The 23,693-nt window shown below is 66.8% G+C and carries 20 protein-coding genes; 8 read left to right on the top strand and 12 right to left on the bottom strand.

What is annotated here, in order from left to right; all coding sequences use genetic code 11:
* Positions 1 to 10: 10 nt before the first annotated feature.
* The gene (locus A7X12_RS14875) at positions 11 to 286 is read right to left on the bottom strand and encodes a hypothetical protein (RefSeq protein ID WP_157105609.1); all 276 of its coding nucleotides are present in this window, start codon (positions 284 to 286) and stop codon (positions 11 to 13) included.
* 177 nt (positions 287 to 463) lie between these two features.
* Here A7X12_RS14875 and A7X12_RS14870 point away from each other — a divergent pair, with 177 nt between their 5' ends.
* From A7X12_RS14870 to A7X12_RS14855, 4 genes are all read left to right on the top strand, one after another.
* Positions 464 to 940 carry an RNA polymerase sigma factor gene (locus A7X12_RS14870; RefSeq protein ID WP_232318529.1) on the top strand — a complete coding sequence of 159 codons (477 nt, stop codon included), beginning with the start codon at positions 464 to 466 and terminating at the stop codon, positions 938 to 940.
* Entirely contained in the window at positions 934 to 1,869 is a 936-nt protein-coding gene (locus A7X12_RS14865) for a FecR family protein (RefSeq protein ID WP_064312367.1), read from the top strand. Before A7X12_RS14870 ends, A7X12_RS14865 begins: the two co-directional genes overlap by 7 nt.
* A gap of 204 nt (positions 1,870 to 2,073) precedes the next feature.
* Positions 2,074 to 5,397: a TonB-dependent receptor gene (locus A7X12_RS14860; RefSeq protein ID WP_064312366.1), complete on the top strand. Its 3,324-nt coding sequence runs from the start codon at positions 2,074 to 2,076 to the stop codon at positions 5,395 to 5,397.
* Between the two features lie 67 nt (positions 5,398 to 5,464).
* A complete protein-coding gene (locus A7X12_RS14855; protein ID WP_064312365.1) occupies positions 5,465 to 8,203 on the top strand; it encodes a M16 family metallopeptidase in 2,739 nt (912 codons plus the stop codon).
* Positions 8,204 to 8,209: 6 nt separating this feature from the next.
* On the opposite strand, the gene A7X12_RS14850 is transcribed toward A7X12_RS14855, so the two are convergent.
* From A7X12_RS14850 to A7X12_RS14800, 11 genes are all read right to left on the bottom strand, one after another.
* The gene (locus A7X12_RS14850; RefSeq protein ID WP_064312364.1) at positions 8,210 to 9,565 is read right to left on the bottom strand and encodes a sensor histidine kinase; all 1,356 of its coding nucleotides are present in this window, start codon (positions 9,563 to 9,565) and stop codon (positions 8,210 to 8,212) included.
* Positions 9,555 to 10,229, bottom strand: a complete 675-nt coding sequence (locus A7X12_RS14845; RefSeq protein WP_064312453.1) for a response regulator transcription factor — start codon at positions 10,227 to 10,229, stop codon at positions 9,555 to 9,557. The genes A7X12_RS14850 and A7X12_RS14845 overlap by 11 nt, the downstream gene beginning before the upstream one ends.
* A 120-nt stretch (positions 10,230 to 10,349) precedes the next feature.
* Positions 10,350 to 10,958 carry an HvfX family Cu-binding RiPP maturation protein gene (locus tag A7X12_RS14840; protein ID WP_064312363.1) on the bottom strand — a complete coding sequence of 203 codons (609 nt, stop codon included), beginning with the start codon at positions 10,956 to 10,958 and terminating at the stop codon, positions 10,350 to 10,352.
* Complete coding sequence (locus tag A7X12_RS14835) at positions 10,955 to 11,647, bottom strand: HvfC/BufC family peptide modification chaperone (protein ID WP_064312362.1); 693 nt, start codon at positions 11,645 to 11,647, stop codon at positions 10,955 to 10,957. Before A7X12_RS14835 ends, A7X12_RS14840 begins: the two co-directional genes overlap by 4 nt.
* Entirely contained in the window at positions 11,634 to 12,473 is an 840-nt protein-coding gene (locus A7X12_RS14830) for a DUF692 domain-containing protein (protein WP_064312361.1), read from the bottom strand. Before A7X12_RS14830 ends, A7X12_RS14835 begins: the two co-directional genes overlap by 14 nt.
* Positions 12,461 to 12,754: a hypothetical protein gene (locus A7X12_RS14825; protein WP_064312360.1), complete on the bottom strand. Its 294-nt coding sequence runs from the start codon at positions 12,752 to 12,754 to the stop codon at positions 12,461 to 12,463. The genes A7X12_RS14830 and A7X12_RS14825 overlap by 13 nt, the downstream gene beginning before the upstream one ends.
* Positions 12,755 to 12,774: 20 nt before the next feature.
* Entirely contained in the window at positions 12,775 to 13,752 is a 978-nt protein-coding gene (locus A7X12_RS14820; protein ID WP_064312359.1) for an MBL fold metallo-hydrolase, read from the bottom strand.
* A gap of 44 nt (positions 13,753 to 13,796) precedes the next feature.
* A complete protein-coding gene (locus A7X12_RS14815) occupies positions 13,797 to 14,879 on the bottom strand; it encodes a YeiH family protein (RefSeq protein WP_064312358.1) in 1,083 nt (360 codons plus the stop codon).
* A 203-nt stretch (positions 14,880 to 15,082) separates the two neighbouring features.
* Positions 15,083 to 15,973, bottom strand: a complete 891-nt coding sequence (locus A7X12_RS14810) for a LysR family transcriptional regulator (protein ID WP_064312357.1) — start codon at positions 15,971 to 15,973, stop codon at positions 15,083 to 15,085.
* Positions 15,970 to 16,572, bottom strand: a complete 603-nt coding sequence (locus tag A7X12_RS14805) for a cytochrome b (RefSeq protein WP_064312356.1) — start codon at positions 16,570 to 16,572, stop codon at positions 15,970 to 15,972. The genes A7X12_RS14810 and A7X12_RS14805 overlap by 4 nt, the downstream gene beginning before the upstream one ends.
* On the bottom strand, positions 16,569 to 17,648 hold the full coding sequence (locus A7X12_RS14800) for a catalase family peroxidase (RefSeq protein WP_084445490.1): 1,080 nt from the start codon (positions 17,646 to 17,648) through the stop codon (positions 16,569 to 16,571). Before A7X12_RS14800 ends, A7X12_RS14805 begins: the two co-directional genes overlap by 4 nt.
* A 112-nt stretch (positions 17,649 to 17,760) precedes the next feature.
* Between A7X12_RS14800 and A7X12_RS25605 the strand changes: the two genes are divergently transcribed.
* The 4 genes from A7X12_RS25605 (at position 17,761) to A7X12_RS14785 (ending at position 23,679) form a co-directional block, all read left to right on the top strand.
* Positions 17,761 to 17,916 (top strand): sigma factor-like helix-turn-helix DNA-binding protein, encoded by a 156-nt coding sequence (locus tag A7X12_RS25605; protein ID WP_157105607.1) that lies wholly within the window; start codon positions 17,761 to 17,763, stop codon positions 17,914 to 17,916.
* 183 nt (positions 17,917 to 18,099) lie between these two features.
* Positions 18,100 to 19,743 carry a glycoside hydrolase family 43 protein gene (locus tag A7X12_RS14795; protein WP_064312354.1) on the top strand — a complete coding sequence of 548 codons (1,644 nt, stop codon included), beginning with the start codon at positions 18,100 to 18,102 and terminating at the stop codon, positions 19,741 to 19,743.
* The gene (locus A7X12_RS14790; protein ID WP_064312353.1) at positions 19,743 to 21,287 is read left to right on the top strand and encodes a glycoside hydrolase family 43 protein; all 1,545 of its coding nucleotides are present in this window, start codon (positions 19,743 to 19,745) and stop codon (positions 21,285 to 21,287) included. Before A7X12_RS14795 ends, A7X12_RS14790 begins: the two co-directional genes overlap by 1 nt.
* A gap of 52 nt (positions 21,288 to 21,339) precedes the next feature.
* A complete protein-coding gene (locus tag A7X12_RS14785; protein WP_064312352.1) occupies positions 21,340 to 23,679 on the top strand; it encodes a glycoside hydrolase family 95 protein in 2,340 nt (779 codons plus the stop codon).
* Positions 23,680 to 23,693 lie beyond the last annotated feature (14 nt).

Below are 23,693 nucleotides of genomic sequence, written 5' to 3'. Positions count from 1 at the left end.
CGAAGCCAGGTTACGCCGTCTCCACCGCATGCTGTTCCACGCATCCTTCCGCTGTCCGGCGCATCAAGAAAGCGATCCGCGCGCGACCGACGACGCTCTGGCCGTGAGCGTCAGGGATGACCCCATTGGCGCCCGGACGGACGATCGTCCAGTCGATCGCGTTCAGCCGCCGCCGAACAACATTGTTGAGATACCAATGCACATGTAACGTCGCTGCTGCGCCCCGCCGCGTCGACAACGCGCTCGCCGAGGCGCCGGGCATTGGGCTGTTGCCCGGACGGATCAAGCTTCATCTTGCGGCCGACACGCAGCGGCGCGTCCCGCTTTCGACAAAATGAAAAAGCAAACAGCGCTTGGCAAAGGTACGAGACTTGACCAATCTGGAGCAATGCATCCCCGGAACCTCAGGCTCGAAGCTTGTCGGACTTTCCAATCTCGCGCGTCTAGCTAAGGGAGCGATGGCGTGCCCGATCTTGCGGACATGTTGGCGAAGGCGAAACGTGCGGTGCTTCGTCGCGGTATCGCGGAGCAGGATGCGGACGAGCTGGTGCAGGAAGCATTCCTCAGGATCGAGCGCTATGAGCGCGCGCAACAAGCCCGATCGCGGGAGGCGTTGCTGGTAACGGCGGCGATCAACCTTTCAATCGATCGCCGCCGGCGCGACGCCCGCGCACCGTTCGCCGCCACCAATGACCTGCTCGAGATCGCCGATGCGTCCCCCGATCCCGCGCAGGTATTGGAACAACAGGGCCGGCTCGCGCGTGCCCAGGCGGGTCTTGCCCGGCTGCCGGAACGCACCCGCCGCATCCTGTTGCGCCGCCGTCTCGATGGCGCGACCTATGCCGAAATCGCGGCCGACGAGAGCATGAGCGTCGCCGCTGTCGAAAAGCAGGTTGCCCGCGCGACGCTGCAGCTGATGCAGTGGATGGACGGATGGTGAGCCGGCTTGATACCCGCGCCGCGGCCGAAGCGGCGGTGTGGCTCGCGCGGCTGCAGTCTGATTCGCGTACTCCGGAACGCGAAGCCGCATTCCGAGAATGGCTGCGTGCCGATCCCGCACACCGGGAAGCGTTCGAGCGCGCGACCGATATCTGGGCGGACCTGCCGGAGATCGCGCAATCGAAGCGTGCCCTCGCAACACCGCACCCCCGCTTGCGCGCGCCGCTCTATGCGCTTGCGGCGGTGCTGGTGGCAGCTCTTGCCATCGCGACCTTGCTCTGGATCGCCCGGCCCGCCGCCTATTCCACCGGCATCGGCGAACAGAAGGTCGCCACGCTGGAGGATGGCAGCCGCATCGCGCTCAACACCGACAGCAGCGTTGAAGTGCGCTATGGCGCGAAGGAGCGGCTGGTGCAGCTGGATCGCGGCGAGGCGATGTTCGAAGTGGCGCATAACAGCACCCGCCCGTTCCTCGTCCGCGCAGGCGACAAGCAGATTCGGGCGGTTGGGACCAGCTTCGTCGTCCGGCGAGATGGCGATACGGTGACGGTGACGTTGCTCCACGGCAGGGTTGCGGTCACGGACCTGCGGCGTTCTGGCAGCAGTGGCGCGCCGACCTATCTCAAACCAGGCGACCGCCTTCGCGCTCCGGAGATGGGCGCGGCGCATATCGATGTGCAGCCCGTAGAGGCTGCGACGGCTTGGCGCCGCGGGCAGGCGATGTTTGCCGATACGCCCCTTGCCGATGCGGTGGCCGAGATGAACCGTTATGGCGGCCCGCGCCTCGTGCTGGCCGATCCTGCGTTGGCGTCGCTGCAGGTGTCGGGCGTGTTCGCGACCAACGACACCGGCGAATTTGCCCGCGCGGTAGCGACACTGCATGGGCTTCATGTCGCGGAAGAGGGAGAAACTTTGCGGATCATGCGCTGAATTCGCAAGCCATGACATTTATGTGTCCGAAGCATGTCGGTTTCGCATTGCAGCATCGTCTAGGTGGATAGGGAGACAGCGAAAAGGGTCGCGCTCCGTGGGGGGAATACCATGCCATCCAGACCGATGCTTGCCGTTCTCGCAGCGGGTTGCTGCCTGTCCGTAATTCCCGTTGCCCAAGCCCAGACTCGGTATAGTTTCGACATGGCGGCGCAGTCGCTGGAGGGCGCGCTGCGCTCCGTCGCCGCCCGCACGACGACCAATATTGTCTTCGACGGGGCGACGCTGCGCGGTCGGGATGCACCGGCGTTGCACGGCGAATTCAGCGCGCGCGACGCCTATTATACGCTGCTTCAGGGGTCGGGCCTTACGCTCACCGTTACCAGCGGCGGTTCGTACATCGTCGCGCCTGCCGCCGGGCAAAGCCGCGGCGGAAAGGGTAGCATTTCCGGGCATCTGATGCGGGACCAGGGCGGGCGTTCGCTGGCCGGCGCGCTGGTCCGCATCGTTCAAACCGGCCAGACGACGACCGCTGACGATAACGGCGACTTCCGCTTCGACGATCTCGCGCCGGGGACCTACACGGTGGAGATTTCGTTTCTCGGCTTCGAGACGCGAACGCAAACCGTCCTTGTGGGCAGCGGTGTGAGCGCGTTCGATCTGGCGTTGAACGAAGGCATCACCGAGGAAGGGTCGCGGATCGTCGTCTACGGCACGCGGAGCGCGCGCGCCAACGCGCTCAACCTGCAACGCAGCGCCGAAAATAATTCGGAAGTCGTCTCTGCCGACGATCTCGGCAATTTCACCGGCACCACCTTTGCCGACGCGCTGCGGCGCACCGCCGGCGTGTCGTTCCAGCGCGACGGCGTGACCGGCGACGGTACCAACGTGATTGTCCGCGGGCTGGACCCGGACATGAACAACGTGAAGCTCAACGGGCTGCAGTTGCCGGTGGGTAATGGAACGGGGCGCTCCGCCAATCTTAATAACTTGCTCGCAGACTCCGTGAGCAAGATCACGATCAGCAAGAGCCTGTTGCCGAGTCAGGACAGCGCCGGCACGGGGGGCCTGATCGAGATCGAGACGCTCTCGCCGCTCAACCGCCCGCGCCGCTATGCCAGTTTCCAGCTGGAAGGCGGGCTGGGGGCCAAGGACTTCAGCCATGATCTGCTTGCGTCCGGCACGGTTGCAGGGCGGTTCGGCGCGCAGAACAATCTCGGCCTCAGCGCCTCGGTGCAGTACCGCCGCAATTCGGTGCGCAACATTGCGTACGGGACGGTCACGAACTTCGGCGCGTTCCTGCCGAACGCCGCTAACGGCAAGCCGACGCTCACCACGATCGAGGCCGTCGATCCCCGCGCGACCTTCCCGTTCGTGCCGGGCGACGATGGCGTCTATGTCTCGCAGCTGCAGACCGATTTCAACCATGTCAAGCAGTCGACGGTCGCGGCAACCCTGTCGGCCGAATGGCAGATCGGGCGCCACACCAATCTTCGCTTCGATTTCCAGCACGCCGAATCCGATCGCACCAGCTATTCGATGTCCGACGTTTTCTCAGCCGGCGGGGATTATTCGGATGTACCGGGTGGCGAGGCCATCTCGGCGCTGCATCTGAACCTCAAACCCGGCAACGGTTCGCTCTACCGCGAGCAGGTCTATGGTTATGATCCCGGCGGCAAGAGCCGAACCGACACTTACAGCTTCAACGGCAAGAGCACGCTCGGCAAGCTGACCTTCATTTACCTTGCAGGCTATGCCCATGGCAGCGAGAACCATGGCCGCAACACCGCACTGGACATGCGCACGCCTGGAACCGAGGCGACCCCGGCCCTGTTCCAGCCTGCCGCGACCGACGCCAAGCTGGGCTATATCATCTCCGCCTTCGCCCGGCGAAGCGGCGATGCCATACCGATTCCGCTGCTCAGCGAGGCCGGCTGGGCGGTGATCAACGATCCGTCGCTGTACAAGATCAGCAGCGGGACCGGCCAGATCGACACCACCACCGGCAGCAACGATCGCTATACCGGCGATCTCAGCGTGCGCTGGGACATGGACTGGGGCTTCCTGAAATATGTGCAGGTCGGCGGACGCTTCGAGCGCGCCAAATTCCGGCACGACCTGGTGCGCACCCAGTTCGGCGGCAACGCGTCGATCGCTTCGCTGGGCCTGCCGTTCACGCCGACCGATCTCCGCCGGATCGGCGTGACGGGCGCCAACTTCACCGCCATGTCGGAGAGCACGCTGATCGGGTTTCTCGACCATATCGGCGACTATATCGCCAAGAGCGGACAGCTGACGCTGAACCCGATCAAGCCGGTGGACGGACAGGACCGCCAAGGCACGCGCGAGGATAATTACGCCGCCTATGTGCAGAGCCAGCTGCAGTTCGGCAAGCTCGAGATCATCGGCGGCGTGCGGTACAACCGCACCGATCTCAGCGCATCCAATCTGCTTTTCCCGACCTATGTCGGCCCGATCCTCGCGCAGGACGGCGGCGGCTTCGGGACGGATCTGATCTTCCAGAACCAGTTCAGCAAGCTGGTGACGGAGCGCGCAAGGTCCGAGGATTTCCTGCCACGCGTCCTGTTCAACTATCGCCGGTCAGACAATCTGATCTTCCGCGGCGGCTATTTCCTGTCGGTTGCGCGACCGCAGATCGGAGACCTGTCGCAGCAGACCCGGATCAGCTTCATCAACATCCCGATTCCCGGTCCGGAGGGCGTGAAGCCGGTACTGCAGCTCAATTCGGGCAACCCGAACCTCAAACAGGCGATCACGCACAATTTCGACCTGAGCGCCGAATATTATCACAAGATCGGCATCATCAAGCTCGCCGGCTTCTACAAGCGGATCAACAATCTGCTGCAGTCCACCCAAACCAATGGGCCGGCCAACCTTGCCAATGTCACGCTGCCGAATCACCCCTATTTCCAGGGAGCGCCCTATTTCGACCCGGCGCATCCGGAGAAAGTGTTCATCAACGGCGGGTCTCCGATCAACAGCGCCCATCTGGCGACGATCTGGGGCATCGAGACACGGTTCGAACGGCAGTTCGACTTCCTGCCCGGCGCGCTGGGCGGCCTGGGCATCATCGCCAACTACACCTACACGCACAGCAAACGCTGGCAGCGCTATAGCTGGGCCTATGCCCCAACAGGCCAAAGCAACGTCTACGAATTCGCCGGGTTGCCGTTCAACCAGCAGCCCAAGCACTCCGGCACGGTTGCGCTAACCTACAACAAATATGGCTTCGACGGCACGCTGGCGTACAGCTTCCAGTCCAAGACGCTCAACAACTTCGTCCCGCGCGGCCTGTCGGTATGGGACAAGGGGGTGCATACCCTCGACCTCCACGCGGAATATTATCTTGATCCGCGCACGCGCAAATACCGGCTCTATGTCGAGGGCTCCGACCTGCTGAAGGGCACCACCACGCCCGACCTGCAACAGCTGATGGCCGGCACCTACACACGCGCCACCTATCTGGGCGGGCGCAAGTTCAAGATCGGCGGCGCCGTCATCTTCTGAGGTTCGGCCCAACTCGCGCCGGCGCTTCCAGGATTACGCCGGCGCGCATTTTTCACGAGGATTTTCGATGTTCCGCACCGCGCTGCTTCGCACGGCCGCTTCTCTCGCGCTCGCATGCGCGGCCCCCGCCTATGGCCAGGAAGCCATTCCTTTCCAGCAATTCACTCTGCCCAACGGCCTGCGGGTCGTCGTGCATGAGGACCACAGCACCCCCAAGGTGGCCGTGACCGTGTGGTACCATGTCGGTTCGATGAACGAGCCGACCGGCAAGTCGGGCTTCGCGCATCTGTTCGAACATCTGATGTTCAACGGCTCCGAGCACCACGGCAAGGAATATATGCCGCCGCTGCAGGAGATCGGCGTCTCCGGCGTCAACGGCGCGACCTCGCTCGACCAGACCTATTATTACGAGATCGTGCCCACTGGCGGGCTGGAGCGCGTGCTGTGGCTGGAATCCGATCGCATGGGCTATCTTGCCGGCGCGATCAGCCAGGCGAAGCTCGACGAGCAGCGCAAGGTCGTCCAGAACGAGAAGCGCACCCGCGAGAACACGCCCTATGCGCTGATGGACCCTCGCCAGGCGGCCGCGCTTTTCCCGGAGGGGCACCCCTATCATCATCCCACCATCGGATCGATGGAAGACCTGAACGCCGCGACCCTGGGGGACGTTAAGGCGTGGTTCGCCGATTATTACGGCGCGACCAATGCCGTCGTCTCCCTTACCGGCGACGTCACCGTGGAGCAGGCCAAGACGCTGATGCAGAAGTATTTCGGCAGCGTGCCTGCCGGTGCGCCGGTAAGTCGCACCACGGCCTGGGTGCCGGCGCTGGAGCGCGACAGGCGCGAGACGATGGAAGACAATGTTCCCCAGACGGCGATCGCATGGGCCTGGGCGGTGCCGGGCCGCGGCACCGCTGAAGCACCGGCACTGCAGGCGGCGGCACAGGCGCTGGGCCGCGGCAAAACATCCCGCTTGTTCCAGGTCCTGGTGCAGGACAAGAAGCTCGCGACCTATGCCGCGGCCAGCTATGCAGGTTTCGCGGTGGCGGGCATCTTCTCGATCGACGTCCGCCTCAAGCCCGGTGTCGATCGCGCGGCGGCAGAGACGGCGGTGAAGGCCGTGCTGGACGACTTCGTCGCGCAGGGGCCGTCCGCGCCCGAACTCGCCCGGGTAAAGGCGAGCGCCTTCGCCGACAATGCGCGAGCGATGGAATCCATCTACGTCAAAGCGATGGCGCTGGCGGACAGCACCGTCTTCGCCGGCAATCCCGGACAATATGCGGTTGAGGCGCAGCGGCTGCAGGCAGTAACGGCCCCGCAGGTGCGCAGCGTCGCGGCGGGCTGGCTGGCCCGGCCAAACTACCAGCTCACCGTGTTGCCGTTCGGTAGCCACAAGGTGCTGGCGGACGGTGCCGACCGCACCGCGCTGCCGCCGCTCGCACCCTCGCCGGCGCTGAAGCTGCCCGCCTTGCAGGAGACGCGGCTGTCCAACGGCATCCGCGTGTTGCTGGCCGAAAAACCGGGTGCGCCGACGGTCGACATGACGATGGTGTTCGATGCGGGTCAGGCCGCCGAGCAGCGCGCGAAGCCCGGCCTGGGCGGCTTCACCATGGGGCTGATGGACGAAGGAACCACCAGCCTCAGTGGCCAGCAATTCGCCGAACGCCAGGCGCTGCTCGGCGCGCGCATCTATGCCACGCTCGACGTGGACACCACCAGCTTCACACTGTCCGCGATGCCGCGGGCCCTGTCGGACACGGTCGCGCTCTGGGCCGACGAGATCCGCCATCCAGCCTTCCGTCCCTCCGACATCGAGGCCGATCGCGCACTCAACGTGTCCGGCCTGTCCCAATCCCTTGCGGAGCCGAGCGAGGTGGCGCAACGCACCTTCACCTATCTGCTCTACGGCGCGAACCATGCCTATGGCGTACCGCTCGCCGGTCGGGCCGAGACGTTGCGCGGGATCACGCGCGACGATGTGGTAGGTTTTTACGAAAGCTGGTTCCGGCCCGACAATGCGACGATCTATGCTGCCGGCGGCACCGATCTCGCGACGTTGCGCGCGACGCTGGAGCGCAGCTTCGGCGACTGGAAAGCGCCAATGCAGGCGAAGGGCACGAAACAGGTCGACCCTGTCGCCGCGGCCACGAGCCCGCGCGTGGTGCTGATCGACAAGCCCGGCGCGATCCAGTCGGTCATTCGGGTGGGCCAGATCCTCCCGCCGGGGTCCGATCCCCGGCAGTTCGAGATCGGCGCGATGAACGATGTGCTGGGCGGCAGCTTCACGGCGCGGCTGAACATGAACCTGCGCGAGGACAAGGGCTGGAGCTACGGCGCGAACTCCTTCGTGGCGGAGGCGCGGGGGCCGCAGGCCTTCGGCGTCGCGACCAGCGTACAGACCGATAAGACCGCCGAGGCGCTGCACGAGATCGACCAGGAACTGCGGGACATCCGGGGCAAGCGGCCGGCGAGCGCGCGCGAACTGGAACTGCTGACCAAGGGCGAGGTACTGGGGCTGCCGGGACGCTTCGAAACCAGCCAGGCGATGGTGGGCTATCTGCAATATGTGCAGCGCTTCGCGCGGCCCTATGATTGGATCACCACCCTGCCGGATGCCTATGCGAAGCTGACCCCGGCAACGATCACGAACGCGGCACAACTGCTGAAGCCCGATGCGATGACCTGGGTGGTGGTGGGCGACCTGTCGAAGATTGAGGGCAAGATCCGCGCTCTCGGGATCGGACCGGTGGAAGTCTGGGATGCCGAGGGGCGCAAGCTTGCCGGTGCCGCGCCGGCCGCCAAGTGAAGCGGCTTATCGCGCGGGTTCGCCCAGGTGGACCCGCGCGATAAGACCCGGGCGGGCATCATCGAAGGCGAGGGTGAAGCCGTGCAGGTGCAGGACGGCCGAGACCACCGCCAGCCCCAGGCCGGTGCCTTCGACGCCGGCCGCGCCGCTGGCGCGGTGAAAGCGCCGGAGCACTGCCTCATGCTCCTCGGGCGGAATGCCGGGGCCATCGTCGACCACTTCGATCCGCGGTACCCCGGCATCGTCGCGCAGCCGCAGCGTCACCTTGGTGCGGGCGAACTTGATCGCATTGTCGAGCACGTTGCCGATCGCTTCGAACAGCAATTCCGGATCCGCCAGGATCTCTGGCTGCCCGCTGATGTCGACGGTGAGGGTGATGCCGCGTTCCTCAGCAAGCGGGTCGTACAGCTCGGCAAGGTCGGCGAGCAGCGCGGCGAGCGCCACCGATACCATGCCCGCGCGGCGCCCGCTCGCTTCCAGCTCGGCGATCCGCAACAGCGCCGCGAAGCGATCGACGACGGCGTCGAGATCCTCGATCGCACCTTCGGTGACCGTGCGCGCAGCGTCCGGCAGGGGCACTTCCTGCTGCATGCGATGCAGGGTGGCGCGCACGCGGGTGAGCGGCGTTCGGAGGTCATGGGCGATCGCGTCGGTCGCGCTTTTCACCTGGGCGACGACATGCGCCAGCTCGTCCAGCATCCGGTTCACCGTGGTCGCGAACTGGTCGAGTTCGTCGTGGCGACCGGCGACCGGCATGCGGTTGGTGAGGCCGCCTGCCGCGATGGTCCGGCTGGCGCGCTCCAGATCCCGCACCCGTCGCAGCGGTGCCATGCTGAGCAGGGTCGCCGCGGCCATCACCAGCGCCGTGCCCGCCAGGCCGCTGACCAGCAGGATCTGGAGCAGGCGGATGCGAAGATCCTGGATCGGCGAAACGTCGCGCGCCACCAGGATGGTCTCCCCCTCGGTCGTACGGACGACAAGCGCCCGGAGCGGACCGTGCGCGCCCGGCCGGGCGCTGACGGCATAAGGCTCACCCAGCCTGGGCGGCAGCGGAAGTACGATATTGCCCATCACCTGCTCGCCGTCCTGCCCGAACAGCGCGAAATAGCTGAGGCCGGGCGTGGTGTTGGCGATTTCCGCACGGATGCGGGCGGGCAGGGCTGCGGGCGCGGTCGCAAGCAGCCCCTTGGCGCGGGCGAGCAGGATCTGGTCGCTGCGTACGGTCAGCTCGTGCGCGGTCAAGGCATAGTTGGCCGCCAGCGTCGCCCAGAGTCCGGCGAGGAACACCACGCCCAGCATCACCGTCAGCCGGAAGGCGGTGGTGGCGCGCACCTCGCGCCAGCGCAGCCGGTCAGACGGCATCGAATCGATAGCCTTCGCCCTTTACGGTGACGATCGCGGACGGTTCGCCCGGCATGTCGAGCTTGCGGCGCAGGCGCGCGATATGGACGTTGATCAGGTTGGCGCCGGGATCAAAGTGATAGTTCCAGACCTGCTCGAACAGCATCCGCCGGCTGACCGTCGCGCCCGCATGGCGCATCAGGAATTCCAGCAGCTTGAACTCCATCTGGAGGAGCCGCACCGGCTCGCCTGCCACCTGGGCCTCGCGGCGGATGCGATCGATGCGGACGCGACCGATCTGCAGCACGGTCTCCGCTTCCGGCCTGGTTCTGCGCAGCAGCACCTCGATGCGCACGGCAAGTTCGCTCGGCGCGAAAGGCTTGATGAGATAATCATCGCCGCCGGCACGCAGTCCCGCGATGCGCTGGTCGACATCGCCAAGCGCGCTCACCATCAGAACGGGCGCGTGGATGCCAACCTCGCGAAGCTTGGCAAGCAGCGCCAGCCCGTCGGTGTCCGGCAGCAGGCGGTCCAGTGTCAGGGCATCGGGCGTGGCGGCTTGGGCCAGCGCCAGCGCGTCGGCGCCGGTACCCGCGGTATCGACGGAATAACCGTGCGCGCGGAGCTCGCTCGCGATCGCCTCCGCCGTCGGGCGATCATCCTCCACTACCAGCACATGCGCCATGGTGCTTAGCATAGGGAGGGCGAAACGATCGGCAAGGCCGCCGGTCTCCATTGGCGGTTGCACACGACAGGAACGGCCACCCGAAGGCGGCCGTCGCAAAGACCGGGCGGGACGCGCGGATCAGGCGCGAGCTTCGGCCAGCTGCAGGCGCTCGACCGCAGGCGTACGCCCCAGCCAATAGTCCAGGCTCACATAACGACCGCCGCCATAGAAGAAGAGGACCGCAAGCAGGATTACATAGGTGACCGTGAACTCGATGCCGTTGTTCAGCACCACCGGATCGCCATATTGCGTGATGTAGTTGAACCGGCCGGGAAAGTTTTGCGCCAGCCATTCCATGAAGGCCTGGAGCCGGAGCGTGGACTCGGCGGTCTTTCCCGCGATCGCCGCCCAGCCATGCGACCAGTGGACCGACAGGCCGGCAACCGTCATCGTCACCATAAGGGGGATGGACACAAGACGGGTGAAGAGCCCCAGCGCCAGGCAGATGCAACCCGCGGTTTCGGTCGCGGTGGCGAGCACCGCCATCAGCAGCGGCGCGGGCATGTTCAACCCGCCCTGCGCCACGGGTGCGCCGAACCATTGCACCAGCCCTTCGAAGCCGGTCAGCTTCGCATGCGCGCCCTCGTAGAAGATCGGGAGCAGATAGAGGCGGATGGCGAGTGGCGCGACGAAGTCCAGCGCGCGAGCCTTTTCCAGCGCGGTGTCGACAAAGGCGAACAATCTCATGGCAGGTCTCCGATGGTCTTGGGGGGTGAGCAGAACAGGCCACAGGCGAAGCCGCGCGCCAGGCTGGTCTGGAGTTCGAAGCGCGAAAGATACGGATCCAGCGCTTCGAAAAGCGACGCCGAGGATACGGCCTCGACTTCGCGGACATGTTCGATCACCAGGCAGTCCGGCAGGGTCAGCGCGAGGGTGAGCACCTGATGATCGGCGGTGCGGAAAATGGCATGCGGGCGATCCACCGCGCCGCCGCTAGCCGGTTGCGCAGGATCGAACCGCAACAGGACGAGGCGCGTCGTCGGGTTGAGGGCAATGTCGTCCACGGTCGTGGCCGTGGACGGCACCGTCGCGGGATCGATCTCGGCGGCGAGCAGCGCCCATTCATATTCGAGAAGTGCGGTGAGTTCCGGTGCGGCCACGCCCTGACGCTGGGAGAACAGCACGAACTCCGTCGCGATGTGGTGGAACTGCGGGCGCGTGCCCGAATGCCGCAGGAGAAAGGCGTCGATCTCCGCCTCCAGGGCCGCGCTGCCCACCCGGTCGGTGAACAACGGAAAGCTCGACCGCAGCGCTTCGGCGACGTTCTCGCGCAGCAGCTGCCCGTAGAGGCCCGACCCGTCCGTGCGGGCGGCCATGCAGAAGCTGTTGAACTCGGCGACCATGGCGCGCGGCGCGACGGGATCAGGCAAGGACATGGCGGCCCTCGTCGATAGCAGTCGCGATCCGGCCGAGATCCTGCAGCAGCGCACCCAGTTCGGGCACGAAGTTGTCGCGTTCGAGCAACAGCGGGCGCGGGCCGTGCAGCGCCAGGGTCTCGCGGGCGAGGTCGAGCACCGCATCGGCGACCGGCGTGCCATGGATATCGAGCAGGAAGCCATCGGCAAGTTCGAGATGCCCGGCGATGTGATAATAGACGATCGCGTCGGACGGCAGCGCGCGCAGGAACGCGCCGGCATCGGTGCCGTGGTTGCACGCATTCACATAGGCGTTGTTGATATCGAGGAGGATGCCGCAGCCGGAGCGCGCGACGAGCTCGGCGAAGAACGCGCCCTCGGGCATCTCGCCGGGATAGCGATGATAGGCCGAGATATTCTCCAGGACGAGGCGGCGGCCGGTAATGTCCTGCACCTGCGCGATGCGGTCTGCCAGATAGGGCAGGTTCTCCGCGCGGCGGGGAACCGGGAGCAGATCGTAGAGATAGCCGGTGCCGTCGCGCGCAGCGCTGAGGTGATCGCTGTAGAGGGCGATGCCATAGTCGTCTAGAAACCGGGCGACATCGCGCACGAACGCGGTGTTGAGCGGCTCGGTATCGGCGATCGACAGGCTCAGACCATGCGCGATCAAGGGGTAGCGATCGGCGATGCGATCGAGCTGGTCGCGCTTGCGACCACCGATCTGCATCCAGTTTTCGGGGGCGACCTCCAGAAAGTCCAGGCCTTGTACGGCGGCCGATTCAAGGAGGGTGTCGACGAACTCGGGCCGAAGCCCGAGTCCGCGCGACGCCGCGGTCAGCGTCCGCATACGCCCTCCGCCAGCCGGCTACGGCTGGTGTCGGCGACCTTGTAGCCCTTGCCGGTCAGCCCGCACTTGCCGTCGCGGGCTCGGACGAGCACGCCATTCGGATCGTGCTGGAGCTTGGTCTGGCTGTAGATCTTCTCGGTGCCGCACTTGCCGCTGGCGCACTTGCCGCCGCCCTTGGCAGGCTGCGATGCGGTGGCCGGGGCGGGTGCCTGGGGTGCCGCATAGGCCTGGGCGGCGAGCAGCGAGGTGGCGGCGATGCCCAGGGTCAGTTCATGCTTCATGACGGTATGCTCCTTTGTCTTCAGTGGGAAAGCGGGAAGCAGGAGAGATCGCGGCCGGCATAGACGGGACCGTGATAATAGCGCTGGATGGTCGCGACGTTCTTGTCCTTGTCCTTCAGAGCGCGGCCCATGAAGTGATCAAGGACGAGCATCTTCGGATTGATTGCTGCGGCGATCTTGCCGACGACCGTCGGCGTCGCATGGAGGAAGCGGGACTGGGCGTCGGCATCGTCGTCGATCGCCGCCGGCATCATCAGCAGGTCGGCGCCCTTGGCGAAGTCGACAAATCCCTTGCGGCTGCCATTCTGGTCGGCTGAGAGCACCATCACGCCCTTGGGGGTTTCGATGCGATAGGCGAGCGCGGGCACATCGCCATGCGGAATTCCGAAGGCGGAAATGGTGACGCCGTCGCCCTGCCAGACCTTGGTCGCGACCGGGCTGGCGACGTTGACGTCGGACGGGTGGACCGAAAGCTGCAGGCCGTCGGTACCCCCCGACAGGCCGGCCAGATATTCGAAGGCGCCATGCCCGCGGCCGAACTCGCGGTCGAAGAAGGCGGTCATGCTGGGGAAGTTGGCGTTGCCGCTGGGACCGACCAGCGCCACGTCATGGCGTCCGCTCAGGAAATAGGCGCCCTTCAGGATCGCCGGCAGGTCCGCCACGTGATCGGTGTGGAAGTGCGAGATGCCGATGAAGTCGAGGTCTTCGAGCCGGGCACCGGCCTCGCCGTAGCGGAGATAGGTGCCGCCGCCCGCATCGATCAGCAGCCGCGCCTTGCCGTCGATCCACACGACCGCGCCGGAGGAAGCGCGGGCGTCATCGCTGATCGGGCCGCCGGAGCCGAGCAGCTGGAGCGTGATGCCGCTCTTGCAGGTGGTGGCAGTATCATCCGCGGCGGCGGCGGGCGCAGCGGCGTTGCCTGCGGGCGCGGAAGAAGCGGAACACCCGGCCAGTGCCAGCGCGGCGACCAGAGCAGAGAGGGGCAGGGACGGCTTCATGATGGTCTCCGTTGCGATAGAGTAGGGGCAGGGGGCGGGCCGGTTCAGGCCAGCCCCAGCAGGCGGATCAGGCCAAGGCTGATCGCCCCGAGCACGAGCAGCGAGAGGACTACGGCGGCGGTCACGCGGCCGCCGGCATGCGCCACCGTGCGGACGTCGACCCCCAGGCCCAGCGCTGCCATCGAGACGACGGTGAGCAGCGTCGCGGCCTCGTTCGCCGGGGCAAGAGCCGCATGCGGGATGAGGCCGAAGGACCGCAGGCCGACCAGGCCGAGAAAGCCGAGGATGAACCAGGGCACCAGGTGGTGCAGCGCCGGCCGCCCGGCCGCAGGGCGTTCGCCGGTGGTGACGTGCGGGGGCAGTTCGTCGGCTTCCTCGCGCAGCGTGGGCGCGATCAGCGACAGGATCAGGCAGACCGGGCCGAGCATCAGCACGCGCACCAGCTTGACCAGCGTGCCCATCTGGACGGCGGTGGCACCTCCGGGCGCAGCGGCGGCGATCACCTGCGGCACGGCATAGACGGTGAGGCCGGCAAGCGCGCCGAACTGGTGACCGCTCAGGTGGAGGCCGAAGGCGAGCAGCGGCAGCGACAGCACGACCACCACGCCGAGCACGGCCGTGAAACCGATCGAGGCCGCGACATCGTCGCCGTCCGCGCCGATTACCGGCGCCACCGCCGCGATGGCCGAATTGCCGCAGATCGAGTTGCCGCACGCGACGAGCAGCGCCATGCGTTTCGGCAGCCGCAGCATCCGGCCGATCAGATAACTGCTGGCGATCGCCGCGCAGACCACGCCCGCGATGCCGATCAACAGGCCCGGCCCGGCGGCGAGGATCGTCGCGGCGCTGACCGAGGCGCCGAGCAGGACGACGGCGAGTTCGAGCAGGAACTTTGCGCTGAAGGTGATGCCGGGGAACCACCGCTTGTCCGGTGTCCAGGCGGTGCGCACGGCCGTACCGATCAGGATGGCGAGAACCAGCGCTTCCAGCCAGGCGTGCCCGAATATCGCCTCTTCGATCCGCTGCAGGACGAACGCGCCGCCGGTGACGGTCAGGCAAAGCGCAACGCCGGGCAGCAGGGTGCTGCCGGGAAGCGACGGATGGTGGGCCAGGCTCTGCGTCGTCACATTGTGTCTCCTTGATGAGACACAGATGCGGCTGCCAAACCGATCATTCTAACGATCAATTCATATTGTTTTGATCGTCTTGAGTTATGAATTTGACGACGTACGCGCTCTTCGCGGGCGCCAATGCACAGATTTTAGGCGGTGTTCCGAGAACCGCGTTCAATCTTGATATGGTACGGCGATCGGTTCGGTCACCAACGTGATTAGATCACCCAGTCTGCCTGTGCGTCGAAGCTCGCGATGACCTCGAGCAACGCATCGGCGGCCTTGCTGCGATACCGTTCCTTCTGGCGCAGGCCATGAAACCGGCGCGGCGGCAGCGCAAAGGGCAGGGCGAACAAGGCCCGGGCTTCCAAGAGCGGCAGGACGACCAGCTGGGACAGCATCGCCGCGCCGACCCCCGCGCGGACCGCGGCAAGCACCGATTCATTGGAAGGCAGGGTTAGCACGACATTGAGGTCGCGCGGGTCCAGTCCGCGGTCCCGGATTGCGGTCTCGAAGGTGGAGCGGGTGCCGGAGCCGGGCTCACGCATCACCCAGGGCGCGGCGGATAGCCAGGCATTGGTGATCGCGTCCGCGTGCGTGCTGCTGACCAGCAGCATGCGGTCCTCGCCGACCTTCCAGTGGGCCAGCGCCGGATCGTCGACCATGCCCTCGACGAAACCCAGTTCGGCCTCGCCATCCCGGACGCTGCGCGCGGCGCCTTCGGTATTCGCGATCGCGACGGACAATTCGATATCCGGATAGCGGCGGTGAAACATGGCGAGCCGCTCCGGTAGCCAATAGGCAGCGATGGTCTGGCTGGCGACGAGCCGGAGATGGCCACGCTTCAACCCGGCATATTCGCCCAGCGCCAGCGCCGCTTCGGCCGCCCGTGCGAGGACAGCGCGCGCCTCGTCAAGAAAGAAACGACCGGCATCGGTCAGCTCGATACCGCGGCCGACGCGGTGGAACAGCTTGATGTCGTGCCGTGCCTCCAGCGTGGCGATGGCGGCCGACGCGGCGGACTGGGTAACGCCCACCGCCTCCGCCGCCCGTGTCATATGCTCGCGTTCGGCAACCGCGACGAAGATGCGTAGCTGTTCGAGGGTCATGCCGGGAGCCTAGTGGTTCCCCTGGGTTTGTCATCGTCGGCGGTCGAGGGCGTCAACGGCCGGCAGTGCCCGGTCGTCATGCTCCGCAGCACGCCGTCGCGCCGCACCAGCCCGTGCATCAGCGCCGCGGCGAGGTGGAGCAGGATCAGCGCGAAGAAGGCCAGCGCGATCGCCGTGTGCGCCGCGCGCAGCAGCGCATAGAGCGCGAGGTCGTGCGGCAGGATCGGCGGCAGCACGATGCCGCCGCCCAGTCGCACGGGATAGCCGCCGGCGGACAGCATTCCCCAGCCGATCAGCGGCAGGGCGAACAGCGTGGCGTAGAGCAGCACATGCGATCCCCAGGCGATGCGCTTCTGCAGGGGCGCAAGATCCGCCGGTAGCGCGGGTGCGCCCGTGGCGAGGCGGAGGGGCAGGCGCAGCAGCACGAGGACGAGGATGAGGATGCCGACCGGACGGTGCAGATCGAGCAGCGCCACATAGGCGGGGCCGCTGGTCGACACCATGAACACGCCGATGAACAGCATCGCCAGCACAAGGGCGGCCATCAGCCAGTGCAGCAGGCGGAGGGCGGGATGAAAATCGGGGGAACGGCGAGTCATTGCTGCGCTCCTTTGGTCAGGTCTTCCCCAATGGCGCTCGGATGCGGGCCTTCGGCGGCGCGGCGGGTGAAGGAGGAGGAATAGCCCTTGGAGCGGGCGGCGAGCAGCGGATCGTCGGACAAGGCGATGCCCTCCGGCAGGATGGTGGGGTCGAAATTGAAGTCGCGGCAGCGGCCGGTTTCCTCGGGCTGGGTGGCGCGGATCGTCAGCGTGCCGGCATCGATCGTGCGGTGCGCGCCCTGCCAGGCGACCGTCGCCTTGTCGGTCACGTCGCCCGGATTGGCCTCGACCAGCAGCAGGTGCCAGCGCGAAGGACCCTTGGCGGTGCGGGCGATCATCTCCTGGAACAGCGCGTCGCGGGGGAGCTGGTCGAGATGCTGCTTGTCGAGGCCGGCGAGCGGCGCCTCGGGCACGAACTGCCAGCGCACGAACCTTGTCGTCCCACCGGCATCGGTGAAGCGGAAGGCGTTGATGCTGTAATAGGTCGCGTTGGCGAAGCTGTTCGGCAGCACCGCCTTCGCCATATAGGCCTGGAACGCCTTCACCTCCGGATGGGCCGCCAGGAACGGCTGCAGCACCGCAGGATCGGGCTTGCCGGTCTTGGGATTCGGCGTGGTCGCACGCTGGAGCGCGAGGAAGGAAGGAACATCGGCGACGGGGAAGATCGGCGTATGGTCCAGCGCCATCCGCCACTGCTGGCCGTCCCGCGTCTGCAGCAGCAGCGCCATCGAATGGAACACGTTGCGGCCATCGGTCGCGAAAGGATTGCCGCCGCCGAGCGAGAAGCGACCCAGTACCGGTATCGTCCCGGTACGCAACGCAGCGGCGCTCGTGAGGGCACTTCCAGCACCCGTCGCGGCGAAGTCTCCGGTGAAACACAGGCCCTTGGCATGCGCGCGGCGATAACCCGGCTTCACCCCGCCGTTATTCGCCTCGAGTGCGGTCGTGATATCGCCGCCGCTGGTGCGCCGCCCGCCCAGCCAGCCTGCGGCCCAGCCGAAGCCGGCGAGCAGCGCGAGGACGATAGCGCCGATCAGCGCGAAGGCGCCGATCGCGCGCCGATTGAAGAAAGGCATGACAATTCCGATCCAAGCTGATGTCGCGGGGTTGGACGATGCTGCGCCTGCAATATTCCCTGCGGCGCCGAGAAAAAATTAGACCTTGGCATAATGGCGCGGGCAGCGGGACGTGCTGGCGCAACTGTCACTGCTGCCGGAAGACCAGCGCGCGGTGCTCTTGCACGCGGGCGTGAAGGACCTCAGCGATGCCGAGGCAGCCGCCGTGCTCGAAGTGCCGGCCGGCACGGCGCCGCCACCATCGTACGATCCCAGCGGACGGAGCTGAGCCGGTACGCCGGCGCCAGCAAGGCTTTCGCCAGCCCCTAACTTGTCCAGCAAATGGAAATTTTTCGATCCTTGCCCGCAGCGAGACAGGTTGAGGGTGGTCATCCTCGGTCGCCGCCTTATGGTGCGGCCCGCAATCGCGGCCATGGGCGCGGAACGGAATGCGTGCACACGAGGGGATGCCATGAGAATTTCGACGATTGTCGCGGCGGCGATACTGGCCGGCACGGCGGCCGTACCGGCGCTGGCACAGGCGCCCGCGCGCTTTAGCGACTTCCGCTATTCGGGCCATGCCTTGGAAGCGGCGAAGCCAGGCCCCGGCGAGTATCGCAATCCTATCTTGTCGGGCTATTATCCCGATCCTTCGGTCACGCGCGTTGGTGACGACTATTATCTCGTGCTGTCGTCCTTCGCCCATTATCCGGGGCTGCCGATCTTCCATTCCAAGGATCTGGTGCACTGGACGCAGATCGCGAACGCGATCGATCGGCCCGGCCAGCTCGACTTCACCGGCATGCGCACGTCGCAGGCCGTCTTCGCGCCGGATATCTCCTACCACGCCGGCACCTTCTACATCGTCAACACCTGCGTAAGCTGCAAAGGCAATTTCGTGATCACCGCCAAGGACCCGCGTGGCCCCTGGTCCGATCCGATCTGGCTGCCGTTCGAGGGCATCGACCCCTCGATCACCTGGGAGGGTGACAAGGCCTATATCGTCAACAATCGCGCACCCGACGAGCCCCCTCGCTACGAGGGCCACCGCGCGATCTGGATCCAGGAATATGACTGGCGCGCCGGCAAGATGGTCGGCCCCAGCACCCAGCTGATCAATGGCGGCGTCGACATCGCCAAAAAGCCGGTATGGATCGAGGGGCCGCATGTCTTCAAGAAGGACGGCTGGTATTATCTCACCGCCGCCGAGGGCGGGACGAGCGTCAACCATTCGCAGGTCGTGTTCCGGTCCAAGGAACTGCTTGGGCCCTATGTGCCCTTTGCCGGCAACCCGATCCTGACCCAGCGGGATCTCGACCCGAAGCGGCCGAACCCTGTCACCTCTACCGGCCATGCGACATTGGTACAGACGCAGAAGGGCGACTGGTGGGCGACGTTCTTGGGCGTCCGTCCCTATGCCGACGACTTCTACAATACGGGCCGCGAGACCTTCCTGCTGCCGGTCACCTGGTCGGAAGGCTGGCCGATGATCCTGCCGCACGGCAAGCCGGTGCCGCTGGTCGGCGCGGTACCGAACCTGCCGGCACAAGCCCCACCGGCGCTGCCGACCAGCGGCGACTTCGCCTATGTGGACCGCTTCGCCGGCAACAAGCTGTCGATGCAGTGGGTCGGCATCCGTACGCCCAAATCGCCCTTCTACCGGGTCGAACGCGGGGAGTTGGTGATCACCCGGCCGGCACCGCTCGGCGATCTAAACCAGGTGCCCGGTTTCGTCGGGCGTCGGCAGCAGCACGCCAACGCCACCGTCAGCGTGACGGTGCGCTATACCCCCACCAAGTCCGGCGAGCGCGCCGGGCTCGCGGCGGTGCAGAGCGACCTCAATTACCTCTTCTACGGCCTCACCAACAGCGGTGGCACGCGGACGCTGGCGCTCTACACCCGCGCCAAGGGTGACGAGCAGCTGATCGCCGCGACCCCGCTGCCCGGCACCGCGCCGGTGACGCTGACGCTGCGGATCACCGGCGGCACCATGGCGTTCGACTATGCCAGCGGGGCGGCGAAGGGCACGCTCAAGCGCGATCTCGACGCGCGCTTCCTCAGCACCCACGAGGCGGGCGGGTTCGTCGGCACGATCATCGGGCCGATGGCGCAGTGATGCGGCGCCTCCTCCTCGCGACCGTCGCTGCGGCGCTGCTCCCGGCTATCGCCTCGGCCCAGGTCTGGCGCTCGGACCAGGGCGACGGGACCTATCGCAACCCGCCGCTCAACGCCGACTATCCCGATCCGGACATCATCCGGGTGGGCAAGGACTTCTACTTCGCCAGCACCACCTTCGCCAACGTGCCGGGCCTCACCATCCTCCACTCGCGCGATCTGGTGAACTGGGACATCCTCTCCCACGTCATCCCCCGGCTCGACGGGCGCGCGGAATTCGATCTGAAGGACGGCGGCTCCTACCGCGCGGGCGTCTACGCGCCGAGCCTGCGCTACCATGCGGGCATGTTCTACCTGGCGGTGACGCCGATCCGCCAGAACACCCGCATCTACCGCGCCCGCGATCCGCGCGGTCCCTGGACCTATGTCGCACTCGACCGCGCCGCCTTCGATCCGGCACTGTTCTTCGATGATGACGGCCAGGTCTATCTCGCCACGTCGATCGGCAGCGACGGCACGATTACGCTGCACACGCTCGACAAGAACGTGTCGCGGATCACCGCCAGTCGCGTGATCTATTACAACAAGGGCGCCGAGGGATCGAAGCTGCTCCGGCGCAATGGCTTGTATTACCTGTTCAATTCGATCCCCAACAAGCTGGCGCTGACCGTCTCGCGGGCGCGCACGCTCGACGGGCCGTGGGAGACCCGGCCGCAGATCGACGACAAGACGGGCGGGCACCAGGGCGCGCTGGTCGATCTCGCCAATGGCCAGGATGTCGGCTTCGTCATGCGGGACTCCGGGCCGATCGGCCGGGTGACCAACATCAGCCCGGTGTTCTGGCGCGACGGCTGGCCGGTGTGGGGCACGCCGGCGCAGCCCGGCCAGGTCCCGGAGCGCGCGCCCAAGCCGATTCCGGGCGGCCGCTTCACCGAGCCGCCGACCTCGGACGACTTCGCCACCACGGCGCTCGGCCGGCAATGGCAGTGGAACCATAATCCGCTCGACCCCTATTGGTCGCTTACGGCGCGACGCGGCTGGCTGCGGCTGCGCGCGGTTCCGGCGGACCAGCTATGGTGGGCGCGCAATACCCTGGTGCAGAAGGGCCAGGCACCCCGCTCGCGCGGAGAAGTGGTTGTCGATCCGGCAGGGATACGGCCGGGCGATGTCTGCGGCTTCGGCACGTTCGGCAAGTACAGCGCCGCGATCGCGGTGATCGGCCAGCCGGACGGCAGCCGCGCGCTTTCGATGCGGGTCACCGAGTCCACCACCGCAGGGCCGAAGACGGAGGTGCGTGTCGCGGCAGTGCCGACCAGCGCGCCGCGCCTTTGGCTGCGCACCGACATGGACTTCATCGCCGCCACTGCCTTGCTGTCGTACAGCGAGGATGGCCGGCGCTTCACGCCGCTCGGGGGCACGGTGCCGCTGGTCTATGACTGGCGGACCGGCACCTTCCAGGGCGTCCAGTTCGCGCTTTCCTGTTTCAATCCGGGCCCGGGCGGCGGCGCGCTGGACGTGGACCGCTTCACCCTGTCGCGCTTTTGAATCCGGCACGCGGGACGCCGCGGCCCATGTTACGCCTTTGGAGAGGATCGCCATGGACTGGACCCGTCGGGAGACCATGACCGCGCTTGCCGCCGGCCCGCTCGCGCTTTCGCTGGAAGGCGCGGCGCGGGCGGATATCGCGGCAGCGCGCCCGTTGCTCTGGTATCGCCAGCCGGCGGCGAAATGGACCGAGGCGCTGCCGGTGGGCAACGGCCGGCTCGGCGCGATGGTGTTCGGCGGGACCGAAACCGAGCGGCTGCAGCTCAACGAGGGCACGCTGTGGGCGGGCGGGCCCTATGATCCGGTCAACCCATTGGCGCGGGAGGCGCTGCCAAAGGTCCGCGACCTGGTCTTTGCCGGCAAGATCGCCGAGGCGGAGGCATGGACCAACGAGGCGCTCCTGGGACGGCCGAAGACCCAGATGCCCTATCAGGCGCTCGGCAATCTGCTGCTGCGGTTCCCCGGGCTGGGTCAGGCAAGCGCCTATCGGCGCGAGCTCGATCTGGACTCCGCCGTCGCCACGACCCGGTTCGCCATCAATGGCAGCGAGCATGTTCGGCGCGTCATCGCCTCGGTGCCCGATCAGGTGATCGCGGTGCGACTGGAGGCGAGCAAGGGCAAGCTCGACCTCGACCTCGCGCTCGACAGCCCGCACAATGGGATCGTCGCACGTACGATCGGCAAGGACCAGCTGCTTCTGACCGGCCGCAACGGGGATTCTGCGGGCGTGCACGGCGCGCTCCGGTTCGCGGCGCAGGTGCTGGTTCAGCCCGAGGGCGGGCGGATCGAGGCGACGTCCGGCGGGATCGCGATACGCGGTGCCGATGCCGTCACGCTGCTGCTTGCGATGGCGACGAGCTTCCGGCGGTTCGACGACGTGTCGGGTGATCCGGAGGCACTGGTCGACAAGGCGTTGGCGGCGGCTCGGCGCAAGTCCTTCCCGCAAATCGCGGCCGATGCCAGCGCCGCGCACCGGCGGATGTTCCGGCGCGTCACGCTCGACCTCGGCGCCACCCCGGCCGCCGACGCACCGACCGATCTGCGCATCCAGCAGTCGCAGGAGCACCCGGACCCGGCGCTCGCCGCGCTCTACTTCGCCTATGCCCGCTATCTGCTCATCGCCTGCTCGCAGCCCGGCGGCCAGCCGGCGACCTTGCAGGGCCTATGGAACGACAGCCTCAATCCGCCCTGGGGCTCCAAATACACGGTCAACATCAACACCGAGATGAACTATTGGCCCGCGCATAGTGCCAATCTGAGCGAATGCGCCGCGCCGCTGGTCACGCTGGTGCGGGAGCTGGCGATCACCGGCGCGCGGACCGCGCGTGAGATGTACGGCGCGCGGGGCTGGGTATGCCACCACAACACCGATGGCTGGCGCGCGACTGCGCCCATCGACGGCGCGCCATGGGGCATGTGGCCGACCGGCGGGGCGTGGCTGTGCACGCATCTTTGGGAGCAGTACGACTATCACCGCGACCGGGCGTTCCTCGCCTCCGTGTATCCGCTGATGGCGGGATCGGCGCGCTTCTTCCTCGATACGCTGGTGCAGGATCCGCGTACCGGCAGGCTGGTGACCAACCCGTCGATCAGCCCGGAAAATCAGCATGGCCATGGCGGCGCGCTCTGTGCCGGGCCGACGATGGACATGGCGATCCTGCGCGACCTGTTCGCCCAGACCGCCGAGGCCGCGACGATCCTCGGCATCGGTGCGGGAATGGTGGCGGAGCTGCGCGCGGCGACCGCTCGGCTGGCGCCCTACCGCATCGGTCGGCAGGGCCAGTTGCAGGAATGGCAGGAGGATTGGGACGCCGACGCGCCGGAGCAGCAGCATCGGCACGTTTCGCATCTCTACGGCTTGTATCCGTCTCACCAGATCAGCGTCACGGAGACGCCCGATCTTGCCGCGGCCGCGCGACGCGCGCTCGAAATCCGCGGCGACCGGGCGACCGGCTGGGCTACCGCGTGGCGGATCAACCTCTGGGCGCGGCTGCGCGACGGCGACCGGGCGCACGGCATTCTCAACTTCCTGCTCGGGCCGGAACGCACCTACCCGAACCTGTTCGACGCGCATCCGCCTTTCCAGATCGACGGCAATTTCGGCGGCGCGGCTGGCATCGTCGAGATGCTGCTCTACAGTGCAGGGGACACGCTCGAACTGCTGCCCGCGCTGCCCAGCGCCTGGCCGGGGGGCAGCGTGACGGGCCTGCGGGGGCGCGGCGCCTGCACGATCGATCTCGCGTGGCAGGGGGGCAAGCTCGCCCGCGCCTCGCTATACCCGGAACGGAGCGGTACGCGGGTGATACGGTGCGGCGGGGCCGAGCGGACCGTGCGCCTCACCGCCGGCCGACGCGTCGTTCTGGTCGGGCCGGCGCTTACGATGCAAGCCTAGCGTCCCGGCACGCC

The sequence above is a fragment of the Sphingomonas sp. TDK1 genome, assembly GCF_001650735.1.
In the GTDB taxonomy this organism is placed as follows: Bacteria; Pseudomonadota; Alphaproteobacteria; order Sphingomonadales; family Sphingomonadaceae; genus Sphingomonas.
The sequence above is the reverse complement of the archived record's forward strand: the minus strand, read 5'-3'. Positions and strand labels throughout refer to the sequence as shown.